13 protein-coding genes and 1 riboswitch are annotated in these 12,415 nt (G+C 53.0%); of the genes, 10 read left to right on the forward strand and 3 right to left on the reverse strand.

All coding sequences use genetic code 11. From position 1 onward, the window contains the following. The first annotated feature begins 134 nt into the window (after positions 1-134). The 5 genes from pcnB (at position 135) to panD (ending at position 4,075) form a co-directional block, all read left to right on the forward strand. Positions 135-1,445: a polynucleotide adenylyltransferase PcnB gene (gene pcnB / locus ACMXD4_RS21700; protein ID WP_367650892.1), complete on the forward strand. Its 1,311-nt coding sequence runs from the start codon at positions 135-137 to the stop codon at positions 1,443-1,445. Then, complete coding sequence (folK, locus tag ACMXD4_RS21705) at positions 1,432-1,935, forward strand: 2-amino-4-hydroxy-6-hydroxymethyldihydropteridine diphosphokinase (protein WP_171697245.1); 504 nt, start codon at positions 1,432-1,434, stop codon at positions 1,933-1,935. The genes pcnB and folK overlap by 14 nt, the downstream gene beginning before the upstream one ends. Then, a complete protein-coding gene (panB, locus tag ACMXD4_RS21710) occupies positions 1,932-2,741 on the forward strand; it encodes a 3-methyl-2-oxobutanoate hydroxymethyltransferase (protein ID WP_171697244.1) in 810 nt (269 codons plus the stop codon). Before folK ends, panB begins: the two co-directional genes overlap by 4 nt. Positions 2,742-2,745: 4 nt before the next feature. Continuing rightward, positions 2,746-3,597: a pantoate--beta-alanine ligase gene (gene panC / locus ACMXD4_RS21715; protein ID WP_171697243.1), complete on the forward strand. Its 852-nt coding sequence runs from the start codon at positions 2,746-2,748 to the stop codon at positions 3,595-3,597. Between the two features lie 97 nt (positions 3,598-3,694). Continuing rightward, the gene (gene panD / locus ACMXD4_RS21720) at positions 3,695-4,075 is read left to right on the forward strand and encodes an aspartate 1-decarboxylase (protein ID WP_033156827.1); all 381 of its coding nucleotides are present in this window, start codon (positions 3,695-3,697) and stop codon (positions 4,073-4,075) included. Between the two features lie 48 nt (positions 4,076-4,123). On the opposite strand, the gene fliW is transcribed toward panD, so the two are convergent. Beyond that, complete coding sequence (gene fliW / locus ACMXD4_RS21725; protein ID WP_033156828.1) at positions 4,124-4,582, reverse strand: flagellar assembly protein FliW; 459 nt, start codon at positions 4,580-4,582, stop codon at positions 4,124-4,126. A 139-nt stretch (positions 4,583-4,721) separates the two neighbouring features. Continuing rightward, positions 4,722-4,940, forward strand: a riboswitch (cobalamin riboswitch). Between the two features lie 118 nt (positions 4,941-5,058). On the opposite strand from fliW, the gene ACMXD4_RS21730 reads away from it, so the two are divergent. The 4 genes from ACMXD4_RS21730 to cobD all read left to right on the forward strand — a co-directional run bounded on the left by ACMXD4_RS21730 (position 5,059) and on the right by cobD (position 9,522). Further along, positions 5,059-6,882, forward strand: a complete 1,824-nt coding sequence (locus tag ACMXD4_RS21730) for a TonB-dependent receptor domain-containing protein (RefSeq protein WP_171697242.1) — start codon at positions 5,059-5,061, stop codon at positions 6,880-6,882. 19 nt (positions 6,883-6,901) lie between these two features. Next, on the forward strand, positions 6,902-7,477 hold the full coding sequence (locus ACMXD4_RS21735; RefSeq protein ID WP_171697241.1) for a hypothetical protein: 576 nt from the start codon (positions 6,902-6,904) through the stop codon (positions 7,475-7,477). 115 nt (positions 7,478-7,592) lie between these two features. Next, positions 7,593-8,510, forward strand: a complete 918-nt coding sequence (gene cbiB / locus ACMXD4_RS21740) for an adenosylcobinamide-phosphate synthase CbiB (protein ID WP_319961622.1) — start codon at positions 7,593-7,595, stop codon at positions 8,508-8,510. Then, positions 8,503-9,522 carry a threonine-phosphate decarboxylase CobD gene (cobD, locus tag ACMXD4_RS21745; RefSeq protein WP_415879346.1) on the forward strand — a complete coding sequence of 340 codons (1,020 nt, stop codon included), beginning with the start codon at positions 8,503-8,505 and terminating at the stop codon, positions 9,520-9,522. The genes cbiB and cobD overlap by 8 nt, the downstream gene beginning before the upstream one ends. Here the strand turns inward: cobD and ACMXD4_RS21750 are convergent. Then, positions 9,493-10,215, reverse strand: a complete 723-nt coding sequence (locus ACMXD4_RS21750) for a hypothetical protein (protein ID WP_415879347.1) — start codon at positions 10,213-10,215, stop codon at positions 9,493-9,495. The two genes, cobD and ACMXD4_RS21750, sit on opposite strands and share 30 nt — an antisense overlap. Positions 10,216-10,431: 216 nt before the next feature. Beyond that, positions 10,432-11,226, reverse strand: coding sequence for an RMD1 family protein (locus tag ACMXD4_RS21755; protein WP_033156832.1), 795 nt, complete (start codon positions 11,224-11,226; stop codon positions 10,432-10,434). Positions 11,227-11,332: 106 nt separating this feature from the next. Between ACMXD4_RS21755 and aroG the strand changes: the two genes are divergently transcribed. Further along, positions 11,333-12,412, forward strand: a complete 1,080-nt coding sequence (gene aroG, locus ACMXD4_RS21760; protein ID WP_171697237.1) for a 3-deoxy-7-phosphoheptulonate synthase AroG — start codon at positions 11,333-11,335, stop codon at positions 12,410-12,412. The last annotated feature ends 3 nt before the right edge of the window (positions 12,413-12,415 follow it).

A 12,415-nucleotide genomic window follows, 5' to 3' on the forward strand; every position in this document is an offset into this window, starting at 1 on the left:
CCCGAAGCCTCGAAAAAGCTGGCACACGTCATTCTAAATTAAGGGATAAAGTCATTTTTAGTTTCTTCAAAAAAATCTTTTCACCGGTTGAGCAAATTGCCGAATCGGTTAATGAATCGGCGGGGTCGAGTGCCGTGAAGATTTATCCGCGATCAGAGCATTGCATTTCTCGTGCACAAATCAGCGAAAACGCCCTGAAAGTGCTGCAGCGCTTGAAAAAAGCCGATTACGAGGCCTATTTGGTGGGCGGCTGCGTCAGGGATTTGCTGCTGGGGCGGGAGCCTAAGGATTTCGACGTGGCCACTAACGCCAGCCCGGAGCAAATCAAGCAAGTATTTCGTAATTGCCGAATTATTGGCCGGCGCTTTCGACTGGCGCATGTTTTTTTCGGCCGCGAAATTATCGAGGTGGCGACGTTTCGCGGCTCGGAAACGGAAGAATCCGACCAGCAAGTCGTGCATGAAGACGGCCGGTTATTGCGCGACAACGTGTTCGGCACACTGGAACAGGATGTCTGGCGCCGAGATTTCACTGTCAATGCGCTGTATTACAACATCCGCGATTTTTCCGTGGTGGATTATACCGGCGGCATGCAGGATCACGCGGCGGCGGTCATGCGTCTCATCGGCGACCCGGAAGTACGCTATAGAGAAGACCCGGTGCGGATGCTGCGCGCCATCCGTTTTGCCGTGAAGCTGGGTTTTACGCTGCATCCGGATACTGAAAAACCGATTTACGCCCAAGCCGATTTATTGAAGAGCATCCCCTCGGCGCGTCTTTACGATGAAGTCATTAAATTGTTTTTGTCCGGTTACGGTCTGCAATCCTTCGAGATGCTTAGACATTACGGTTTGTTTGCGATTTTGTTTCCGGAAACCGACCGCTGCCTCGCCAGCGAAGACCACGATTTTCCGCGCTTGTTCTTGATCCGGGCCTTGGAAAACTCCGACACCCGCTTCAACGACGGCAAAACGCTGACACCTTATTTTTTATTAGCCGCCCTGTTGTGGGAGCCGCTGCAATTAGCCGCGCAAAGACGCATCGCCCACGGCGAAAACGAAACACTGGCCTATCAGAACGCCGCCAACGAAGTGCTGACCCGGCAAATCAAGGTCACCGCGCTACCACGCCACATCACCCAATCGATGCGCGAAGTGTGGTTTTTGCAGAACAAATTCTCCAGAACGGTTGGGCCAAGGCCTTATCGTTTGCTGGAGCAGCCTAAATTCAGAGCAGCGTACGACTTTTTGCGGCTACGCGCGGAAACCGGCGGCGCCGATCCGGAACTGGTCGAATGGTGGACACGTTTTCAGGAAGCCGACGATGCGGAGCGGGAAAGAATGACCGCGCCGCCAAAATCCGGTGGCGGTAAACCCCGTAACCGTAAAACCGGCCGTTACCGTTCTCGAGGCAAACCCTCCCCCGTCGGCAATGACGCTAGCTAAGTCAGCTGTCGAGGCCTATGTAGGCTTTGGCAGCAATCTCGAAGACTCTGTCGATCATGTCAATCGGGCCAGACAGGAAATCGCGGCCTTGCCGGGTGTGGTCGAAATTGCCTTCTCGCCCTTGTACCGCAGCTTGCCGGTTGGGCCGCAAGATCAGCCCGATTACGTGAATGCGGTGCTGCGAATTTCGACCGAGCTGGAACCTTTGGTTTTGCTCAGACAATTACAGAAAATCGAAAACCAGCATGGCCGGCTGCGCAACGTGCGTTGGGGAGCCAGAACCCTGGATTTGGATGTATTGCTTTACGCACAACAGCGCATTAACGAACCGGACTTGATTGTGCCGCATCCGGAGCTGCCCAAGCGGGCATTTGTGTTGTATCCCTTGGCCGATGTGGCAAGCAGCGATTTGCAAATTCCGGGCCTGGATTCATTGTCGCAACTCTTAGCGGCTTGTCCGCCCGACGGCTTGCGGGAAATAACAGTATGAACTTATATGCCGATGCCTTAAAGGCGCTGACGATCAGTGATCTGGCGGCAATGAAACGAGCCGGCGAGAAAATCAGTTGTCTGACGGCTTACGATGCCAGCTTCAGCGCGCTGTTGGACAGAGCGGGTATCGACGTACTGCTGATCGGCGATTCGTTGGGCATGGTGATTCAAGGACACGGCAGCACCTTGCCGGTCACACTGAGCGATATGGTGTATCACAGCCGTAGCGTGGCAATGGCCAGGAAGCGAGCTTTTGTGGTTACCGACTTGCCGTTTGCCAGTTACGCTACACAGGAGCAGGCATTGCTGAATGCGGCAAGCTTGATGCAGTTGGGTGGCGCGCAAATGGTCAAGCTGGAAGGCGCCAAGCTCGACGTCATTCGCTTTCTGGTGGATCAAGGCATTCCGGTCTGCGGCCATCTAGGTCTGTTACCGCAATCCGTAAATCGCTTAGGCGGTTATAAAGTGCAGGGTCGTGAAGAACAGCAAGCCCGGCAAATTGTGGCGGATGCGGAAAAAATCGAACAAGCCGGCGCCGGTCTTTTAGTGCTGGAATGCGTGCCAGCGCAGCTAGCCGCCGAAATAAGTCAGCGCCTAAGTATTCCGACTATCGGCATCGGCGCTGGTGTTGATTGCGATGGCCAGGTGTTGGTGCTGTACGATATGTTGAATATCAGCACCGGCAAGCGCCCACGCTTTTCCAAAGACTTTATGGCCGACGCCTCCAGCATAGAAGAGGCGGTACGCCTGTATCATCAAGCGGTTAAATCCGTGCAGTTTCCAGCGTCCGAACACAGTTATTAAGCGTATGCAAATAGTCACCAGCATCGCCGCCTTGCGAGAGGTAATCCGCCAATGGCGGCAAAACGGGCAAAGCGTCGGTTTCGTGCCGACCATGGGCAATCTGCATGCCGGGCATATCAAACTGGTTAGCACGGCCAAGCAACAGACCGATAAAGCGGTGGTCAGTATTTTCGTCAATCCCACCCAATTTGGGCCAAACGAAGATTTTGCCAGTTACCCGCGCACCGAGCAGCAGGATCAGGAAAAGCTGATAGCCAGCGACGCCGATTTACTATTCTTGCCGTCGGTGACGGAAATGTATCCGCAAGCCACGCAAACCGGCATTTCAGTTAGCGGCTTGTCGGCCCTGCATTGCGGGGCCAGCCGGCCCGGACATTTTGACGGCGTAGCCTTGGTTGTTTGCAAGCTGTTGAACATGGTCCAGCCCGACCTGTTGTTGTTGGGCGAGAAGGATTTTCAACAACTGACGCTGATTCGGCAAATGGTCGCCGATTTGAATATACCCGTTGCAGTCCAGGGCGTGGCAACGGTTAGGGAGGACGATGGCTTGGCGATGAGTTCCCGCAACGGCTATCTGACCGACCAACAAAGACAGCACGCGCCCAAGCTCTATCAAGCCTTGATCGCTGCACGCGACGAGATTTTAGCGGGACATGTCGATTATCCAGCCGTGACAGAACGGCAGCGCCAAAATCTGCAGCAAGCCGGTTTTGCCGTCGACTATTTCAGCATTTGCCGTAGCAAGGATTTATTGCCGGCCAGCACCTGCGACGCTAATCTGCTGATTTTGGCTGCTGCCAAGCTGGGCACTACACGCCTGATCGATAACCTGTATTTTTCTACAATAAACAACTGACTGCATTGGTTTTTACCTTTAAAAGCTAATGCTTAAATTTGATAGCAGAGTCAATTTCAGGCATAATCGCCGGCCCTAGTATTCGACCTTGTTTACCATGAACATAAACATGCTTAAAGCTAAGTTACACCGTGCGCGGGTAACGCATTCCGAGCTGGATTACGAAGGATCGTGTGCTATAGACGGTAAAATTTTGGATTTTTCCGGCATCAGGGAGTACGAGCAAATCCATATTTACAATATTAACAATGGTCAACGCTTTACCACCTATGCGATTCGCGCCGAAGAAGATTCCGGCGTATTTTCGATTAACGGTGCAGCTGCAAGGTTGGCGTGCCCTGGCGATTTGATTATCGTTTGTGCGTTCGCCAGCTTAGATGAGAAGGAACTGACGAACTACAAGCCGACTTTGGTGTATTTCGACGGCAACAATCGTATTAGCCATTCCAGTCATTCCATTCCTGTTCAGGCCGCCTGATTTAAACATCCGCCGGCGAACTCAATCGCCGGCGGATGTTTGCATTTTTTAAGCTTCAGATACATCTATCTCACTGACCTTCTCGGTCAGGGTGATGCTTTGTTCGATTGCCACCAATACTTTTTGCATGCCGATGCGTTTGTTGGCGTTGATTAAGATTGGCGATTTGATCGAGCCTTTAATGGTCGGCTTGCCATTATCCTGCTCGTTGTCTTTGTGCAGCAGAATTAATATCACCAGTTCGTCGCCCGGCTCTAGTTGCAGCAGCGCTTCTTCGGGGTCGGTTACCGTAAAGTTATAATTGATGTTGAAGTGCGACGGATGAGCCGCGGAAAAAGTCAGCTCCGCGTTATCGACCGATTGCAGCCAATAGACAATCTCGCTGCCTTCCTGATGAAATAATTTAAAGCGGGTCTGATCTTCAAAACCGGGTAGGCCGCGCGGAAAATTGATGATAGTGTCCGGATTGATGTCTTGGTTGCCTAACAATTTCGATTGAATTTCCATGATCCCGCCCGCATTTGTTGAAGTCTAAGTTAACAGCATTAATCAATGCACCAATGTATAGCACGGAAAGGGGTATTTGCAATGCCGATTGTGGGTGACCCGCTCGGACACTCTTGCTTTATCATGCCCGACTCCCTAAAATTGCACGCTTCTTTCAGGTGTTTGCGCCGCTTTCTCGGCCAAGCTTAAACAGGAAGTCGGTGCGGCGGTTTTATCCGCTCATGCCGGCGCTGCCCCCGCAACGGTAGATAAGTAAAGAGCTGCGTTTTTGCCACTGTGCGCTTTGCATGGGAAGGTCGCAGATCAGGCGTCAAGCCACTTATAAGCCCGGAGACTGGCCCGGAAGATCATTCGAGACAGCGGAGGGCTGTTGACGGAATGGTCTGAGTCCATGCCTAGCCTGCCTCCGTCTTTTTCGTTTTCCGTTTTTCCTCTGTCCTTTTTCACCCGGATGCGCGGCGGGCGCAGAGGACAATATGCAAACAATTCTATACAGATCTTTATTGCTGGCGAGTACGCCTTTTACCGTGTGGGCGGCAACCGGCGATGAGGCTATCAACCTTGCCGAAACAGTCGTGACGGCTACCCGAACCGAGACTAGACAGAACGAATTAGCCACGGCGATGACGGTTTATAATCGCCAGGACATCGAGAAACTTCAGGTTAGAACCCTTCCTGAGTTACTAAAAGGCACGCCGGGCGTTGATATGGTGCAAAGCGGCGGTTACGGCAAGGATACCAATGTCTATCTGCGCGGCACTAACTCCGATCATGTACTGGTTTTAATCGACGGCATCAAGGCCGGCTCGGTGACCACCGGCACCAGCGCATTTCAGTTTATTCCTATCGATCAAATCGAACGTGTGGAAATCACTCGAGGCCCGCAGTCCAGCCTGTATGGCTCGGAAGCGATCGGCGGGGTGATTCAGATATTTACTCGCAAGGGCGGCACCAGTGAACGGCCGAACATTGCGCTGGAAGCCGGCGGCGGCTCATACGACACCTATAACGGCTCGGCGGCCGTCAACGGTAAATGGGGCAAGGCTTGGTATAGCTTGAGCGCCGCTCAACTCGGTAGCCAGGGCATCAATGCGCTGAGCGGTGTCAGCGTCGCGAGCGGCTATAATCCGGACCGCGACGGCTATAACAACACCAGTCTGAATGCCAAAGCCGGTTACCGCTTCGACAACGGCGCGGAACTGGAAGCATTTTTCCTGCGAGCCGAAGGCGAAACCGAGATCGACAATTCCATCAGTAGCACCACTGAGTTTGTCAATCAGACGCTGGGAGCCACAGCCAGCGCAAATTTCAGCGATAGGTGGAAATCCACTTTGCGGGTGGGACAAAGCATGGACGATGCCGATCAGTTTCGGCATAACGGTCGGTTTACCAGTCGTTTCAACACCACACGCTGGAACGCCAGTTGGCTGAACGAACTGGCCTTGCATAAGGATCACCAGTTGACAGTGGGTGCCGATTACCGCTTCGACGAAGTCGACAGCACCACACGCTATGTCGAAACCTCGCGTTACGATGTCGGAGTGTTCGCTGATTTGCACAGCCGGATTTTCGACAAGCATTTTTTGAACGCTTCCTTGCGGTGGGACGAAAACCAGGCTTTCGGCGATAGTGTCACCGGCAATTTCGGCTGGCGGTTTAATTGGGATTACGGTCTCAGCGCTTTTGCCAGTTTCGGCAATGCGTTTAAGGCGCCGACCTTTAACCAGTTATACTTCCCAGGCTTCGGCAACCCCGGCTTGCGTCCGGAAAAGTCCACCAGCTTCGAAGCCGGTTTTGCCGGCCATCACGATTGGGCCAACTGGGAACTGCGCGCTTATCACACCAATATCGAGGATTTGATTGTATTTAGCGGCACGCCGTCCACCGCCAGAAATATCGGCAAGGCGCAGATAGATGGCATAGAAGCCGAAGTGTCCACGCAAATTCTCGGCTGGAACAACAAACTAAGCATTAACCTGATGACACCGAAGGACAGGCAGACCAATTTGCGTCTGCCGCGTCGAGTGACGGAAAGCTTGTCCTATGATGTCTCGCGCTCGTTCGGTGACATTGATATTGGTGCCTCCGTGTTGGCTCAGGGCGAACGATTCGACGACGCCGCGAACCGGGTCCGTCTGGGCAGCTTTATGACCGCCGATCTGCGTACCGCTTATCGCATCGACAAAAATTGGATGTTAAGCGCCAAACTGAATAATATGTTCGACAAACGCTATCAAACGGTTAACACCTATAACAGCTTCGGTAGAAATTTCTATTTTTCTATCCATTACAATTACTAAACCTTTTTTGGAGAACCCTATGAGTTTGAATCAAACCTTGGCTGTTAAACCCGGCGCGGTCGCGTTGATGGCCCTGATGGCCGCCACCCGCTTTCACCATTTCGGTACGCCGTTTGCGTTGCCGGACGCTTCGCTGGCGGTGTTTTTTTTCGCCGGCTTATGGCTGGGCGGACGCTATTTGTTCGCCTTACTGCTGGCGGAAGCGGTGCTGATTGATTACTTGGCGATCACTAAACTTGGTGTCAGCGATTTTTGCGTCTCCAAAGCCTACGTATTTCTGGTCGGCTCTTACGGCGCGATGTGGTTGGGTGGCAAATGGTGCCGACAATTCACTGGGTTGTCGATAGCCACCGCCGCGCAACGCCTGATGGCTCTAGTAGCGGCTACATCCATCGCGTTTCTGTTTTCCAACGGCAGCTTTTACTGGCTATCCGGACGCTATCCCAACGGCTCATTCACACAATATATTGAGCGCGTTGCCATGTATTACCCGCCTTACCTGACGAATACCTTGATCTATGGCGTGGTCATTTTTGGCTTGGTAACTGTCGTAAAATCCTTACTGGCTGCCAAAGCCACTCGCGAAGCCCTCTAACAGCATTCCAGAATCCAGCGCGGTGATTCTCATCGCCGCGCTGGTCAGGACTATGTCGGCAAGCATGCCCTTCCGCTCTCCCAGATTTGCAATACCTGTTTATCCAACGTAAATCATGATTCTCACCCTCAGCATTTTGCTGGCTGTAGCCATCGATTTTTGGCTGGGCGAGCCGCGCAATACTTATCACCCGCTAGTGATGTTCGGCAAATGGGCTAGCGCTATAGAAATGCGGCTGTTAAACAACGAGCAATCGGTTTTTCGTCAACGAGTCAGCGGCTTTTTGGCGGTGGCAATAGTCTTAATTCCCTGCCTGCTCTGGTTGCGGCTTGTACCGAGTTGGCCACCGCTGCAAACTACAATCGATGTACTGGTTTTGTATTTTTGCATCGCAGCCCGTAGCTTGCAGCAACATGCGCTGGCCGTTCATTCCGCCTTATCGGATAGCGATTTACCGTTAGCGCGGCAACAGGTGGGTAAAATTGTGAGCCGTCAGACCGAAGCGATGACCGAGGCCGACGTACGCCGTGCAACTATCGAATCGGTGCTGGAAAACGGTGCCGACGCGGTGTTTGCGCCCTTGTTCTGGTTCGTCGTATTGGGGCCGTTCGGCGCCTTGCTCTACCGCTTCAGCAATACCCTGGACGCCATGTGGGGCTATAAAAATCAACGCTATTTATATTTCGGCTGGGCCGCCGCGCGCTTCGACGACCTGCTGAATTGGTTGCCGGCACGCTTGACGGCCTTGAGCTATGCCCTGCTCGGCAACACCACACAGGCTATCAAGTCCTGGCGGACGCAAGCCCATCTACTGGACAGCCCTAACGCCGGACCGGTGATGACAGCTGGCGGCGGCGCACTGCAGTTGCAGCTGGGCGGGCCGGCTTGTTATCACGGACAACTGAAACAAAAACCCTGGTTTGGCGGCCCACAACTACCGGAAAACGGCGATATTAAGCGCGCCTGCAAGCTGATGTACCGAACTCTGCTGTTGTGGTTAATCGTCATCGGCGCGGGAGACGCCCTTGCTTGAACATGGCGGACGCTTGCGGCGAGCCGCAAGCCAATACGACATTCCTTTGGCCGACTGGCTGGATTTGTCCACCGGCATCAATCCCAACGGCTGGCCGGCGCCTGCGATTCCCGCCGCATGCTGGCAACGCTTGCCGGAAGACGATGACGAGTTATTAGCCGCGGCACGCGCTTACTATCAGAACGACTCTTTGCTGCCGGTAGCCGGCTCGCAAGCGGCGATTCAATCATTACCTTTGTTACGGCCGAAATCGCGGGTTGGCGTACTGCATCCTGCCTATGCCGAGCATGCCGGCAGTTGGCAAAAAGCGGAGCATCAAGTTGTCAGAGTCGAAGCGGAGGCAATTGACGAACGGCTGGATGAGTTAGATGTGTTGATTTTGGTCAATCCCAATAATCCCAGTGGCCGGCTATGGAACCGGCAACAGCTATTGAATTGGCATGAAAGTCTTAGCCGGCGTGGCGGCTGGCTACTAGTCGACGAAGCGTTTATCGATAGTTTGCCCGCCGAATACAGTCTGGCACCACTACCTGTGCGGCCGGGTTTGATTATATTACGGTCTGTCGGTAAGTTTTTTGGTTTGGCCGGCATTCGTTGCGGCTTCGTGATTACCCAGTCGGACTTATTGGCGAAACTTGCTGAGCGGCTTGGGCCCTGGGCTATCAGCCATCCAGGCCGTTATGTCGCGGCACTGGCCTTGGCTGATCGAAGCTGGCAATCCGCCGCCGCTGCATCGTTAGCGAAGCAGGGGCAACGACTACAGCAGCTATTGACCGACAGCGGCTGGCCGCCCAGCGGTGGATGCGATTTATTTCAATGGGTGAAGTGCGAGCAGGCAGCTAAGCTGCGCGATCTATTGGCTGGGCAGGGTATTCTGACCCGCTTGTTTCAGGAGCCGGCCAGTGTGCGTTTCGGCTTACCGAAGGACGAGTCAGCCTGGCAACGCTTGATCCAGGCACTGACTCATCCTGATATCAGGCAATTAAGCGTGTTTGCGCATCCGCAAACCTAATCCGGCGATAACGCTTGCAAATAACCACGCCGCGCCGGGTAGCGGCACAGGGGTAAACACGTGAGTGTCGACAATGTCACTGGCGGTAATGACACCAGCGCCACGAAAATCTTCGCTGTCGCCTAATTTTCGGTTAACTTCAAAAACCAAAAACTTCAAATTATCGGCAAATGCTAAGCCAAACAGGCTGGGCAGTTTAGTCGGATCAAGGTCTACCCCGCCCAGTAATAGCTGATCAAAAAAACCTGTCACCGAAAATTCCGCACCGGATACCAACAGGCCACTGTCATCGTATTGGTTGCTAGCCGATTCCATATGAAGGGTCAGGATGTCATAAGTGCCCGGCATTACTTGGGTACTGGTAAACCCCTGACTGTTTATCTGAGCTTCGCTGACGGTGGCGTTGTCGACGATATTTAGCACAGCGTGGTCGTTATCGATCGCCAACGCTTGTCCATTAGCTAATATGGAAAGCGGAGCGCTTAGCGAGTAGCCCAAACGTAAACTGGCGGATTCGCTGCCTGACGCCGGAAAAACGTCGCTGGAGCTCGGTGACAAAGCATCGACCGTTACTTGTCCTGAAAAATTGCCGGTGCTGAAATTGACGAAATCGCCTGAAAAAGTAAATTCAAGAGCCGCAGTCGCGTTAGCCGAATAAAAAAACGTCGCTAATAGGGCAGATAGTATTTTCATGGTTTGTCCTTAAAGTAAATTTAGTGATGCGACTTCTTATCCTTAGCAGCAAGACTAAGTGGAGGCGCAGGGGATACCAATATTTTTGTGAGCGAGTTCAATCTCTGGACCGATTATCGCGGCAGCCGGTCGATACCGTCAACCCTTGATTTTCCTGGGCAAGCGTTAGCTTGCTGCAAACCCGGTGCCGAATTGGGCCGCTGAGAGTTGGGCTAACTAAAAAAGCTTGTCCAAAATCGACATCACGATTTCCACGGCAATCAGCCAGATAATAATCCACTCCAAGGCCGAGGAATGCTGGTGTTTTTGTTCATCTGCCAGCATTTCCAGCAGCTCGTGTATCGTCTCAAGCTTTTTTGACAATACGTCGGTGCGTTGCTGAATTTCCAGATAATTGGCCGCCATTGAATAAATATGCTGGTATTCGGGATGTTCCCAAAAAAATTCCGGTGTATCCAGCAGATCGTAATTAAGGATGATGTCGCTCTTGGTAAGAAACAACTGGCCGCGGATCATCGCCATGGTTTTGCGATTGAGCTTGATTTTGCCTTCCCGCGCCAGCGACTGCGGCAAATGGCTGGTGGCGCGGATGGTGTCGATGGCGTGGCCTTCGAACGCCGCTAATTTGATCGATTGCGCCATCGCGTGCGAAAGAGCCAACAGCACTTTGAAGTCGGCAGATTGCAATTCGATATGATCGTGCTGAATCCGGTCCTGCTCGCAACCTATTTCATAGCTGAAGTTATCTTCCTGCGGTTCGGCATCGGGTTTGATTGCATAATCCAGCAATAAGTCCTGCAAGGCGCGGCGGTCGTCGAGATTCAGGTTCCAGCAGACCATCACGCCATAAGCAAACACAATCGCGCAGCCGGTTTTGTAATCCACCACCAGAGCGTTTCTAAACAGCTGGGCGCGGGTAGTATCCAGCAGTTTTTCCCGCAATTGCGCGAATTCGAACGATTGCGCCAGGCACACCGTCAAGCAGCGTTTAATGGGTCTGTCGTCTGTCATGTCCGTATTTTCTCAAGTCGGTTTCGGCATTAGTTTGTAACACCGACAGGCAAAACGGTTAAAATAGCCAATTAATTCCTCTACTGAAAGCGTATTGCTGAGTGTCATGCCAACTAACTATAACACCGATGATTTAAGAATTTGTGAAACCAAGGACGTGGTGGCGCCGATTCAGGTTCACGAAGAAATCCCGATGACCGAGCAAGCCGCAGCCACCATTCTGCATGCCAGGGCAGCGATTCACAACATTCTGACCGGTGCCGACGACAGATTGTTGGTGATTATCGGTCCTTGCTCCATCCACGATCCGGCAGCGGCAGTGGAATATGCAGGGCGCTTGAAACTGATCATGGACGAGTTGAAAGACGACCTGGTGATCGTGATGCGGGTTTACTTCGAAAAGCCGCGAACCACGGTAGGTTGGAAAGGCTTGATCAACGATCCGGATTTAAACTCCAGCTTCAACATCAACAAAGGCCTACGGATGGCCCGTCAAGTATTGTTGGATGTGAATAATCTTGGTGTGCCGGCCGCCACCGAGTATCTGGACTTGATCACACCGCAATACGTCTCGGACTTGATTTCCTGGGGCGCCATCGGTGCCAGAACTACTGAAAGCCAGGTGCATCGCGAGTTGGCATCCGGCTTGTCTTGTCCGGTCGGCTTCAAAAACGCCACTGATGGCGGGATACAAATTGCGATTGACGCGATCAATGCGGCAATGAGTCCGCATCATTTCTTGTCGCTCACCAAAGAAGGCCGCTCGGCGATTTTCTCGACGCGCGGCAACGAAGATGCCCACATCATTCTGCGCGGCGGCAACAGCCGGCCGAACTATGACGAAGTCAGCGTCGATCAAGTCGCCGAAGGTCTGGAGAAAGCCGGGTTACGCCCAAACATCATGATTGATTTCAGTCACGCCAACAGCCTGAAAAAATACCAGCGGCAAATGTTGGTGTCCGAGGATGTGGCCAGCCAAATTCGCGGCGGCGACAACCGCATCATCGGCGCAATGGTGGAGAGCCACTTGGTGGGCGGCCGTCAGGATGTCGAAGAAGGTAAACCGCTGACTTACGGCCAAAGCATCACCGACGCCTGCCTGGGTTGGGACGATAGCGCCGAATTGTTACATCATCTGGCCGGCGCCGTGGAACGCCGCCGTGCCGCCAAAACACACAAGGTTTAACGC

The sequence above is a fragment of the Methylomonas sp. TEB genome (assembly GCF_047777895.1).
Taxonomy (GTDB): Bacteria; Pseudomonadota; Gammaproteobacteria; order Methylococcales; family Methylomonadaceae; genus Methylomonas.

Excerpts from the sequence above, each read along its gene's own strand:
- fliW (WP_033156828.1), bottom strand. The coding sequence starts at position 4,582 with ATGGAAATTCAATCGAAATTGTTAGGCAACCAAGACATCAATCCGGAC.
- aroG (WP_171697237.1), top strand. The coding sequence starts at position 11,333 with ATGCCAACTAACTATAACACCGATGATTTAAGAATTTGTGAAACCAAG.
- ACMXD4_RS21750 (WP_415879347.1), bottom strand. The coding sequence starts at position 10,215 with ATGAAAATACTATCTGCCCTATTAGCGACGTTTTTTTATTCGGCTAAC.
- ACMXD4_RS21730 (WP_171697242.1), top strand. The coding sequence starts at position 5,059 with ATGCAAACAATTCTATACAGATCTTTATTGCTGGCGAGTACGCCTTTT.
- cbiB (WP_319961622.1), top strand. The coding sequence starts at position 7,593 with ATGATTCTCACCCTCAGCATTTTGCTGGCTGTAGCCATCGATTTTTGG.
- ACMXD4_RS21735 (WP_171697241.1), top strand. The coding sequence starts at position 6,902 with ATGAGTTTGAATCAAACCTTGGCTGTTAAACCCGGCGCGGTCGCGTTG.
- panC (WP_171697243.1), top strand. The coding sequence starts at position 2,746 with ATGCAAATAGTCACCAGCATCGCCGCCTTGCGAGAGGTAATCCGCCAA.
- panB (WP_171697244.1), top strand. The coding sequence starts at position 1,932 with ATGAACTTATATGCCGATGCCTTAAAGGCGCTGACGATCAGTGATCTG.
- folK (WP_171697245.1), top strand. The coding sequence starts at position 1,432 with ATGACGCTAGCTAAGTCAGCTGTCGAGGCCTATGTAGGCTTTGGCAGC.
- panD (WP_033156827.1), top strand. The coding sequence starts at position 3,695 with ATGAACATAAACATGCTTAAAGCTAAGTTACACCGTGCGCGGGTAACG.
- ACMXD4_RS21755 (WP_033156832.1), bottom strand. The coding sequence starts at position 11,226 with ATGACAGACGACAGACCCATTAAACGCTGCTTGACGGTGTGCCTGGCG.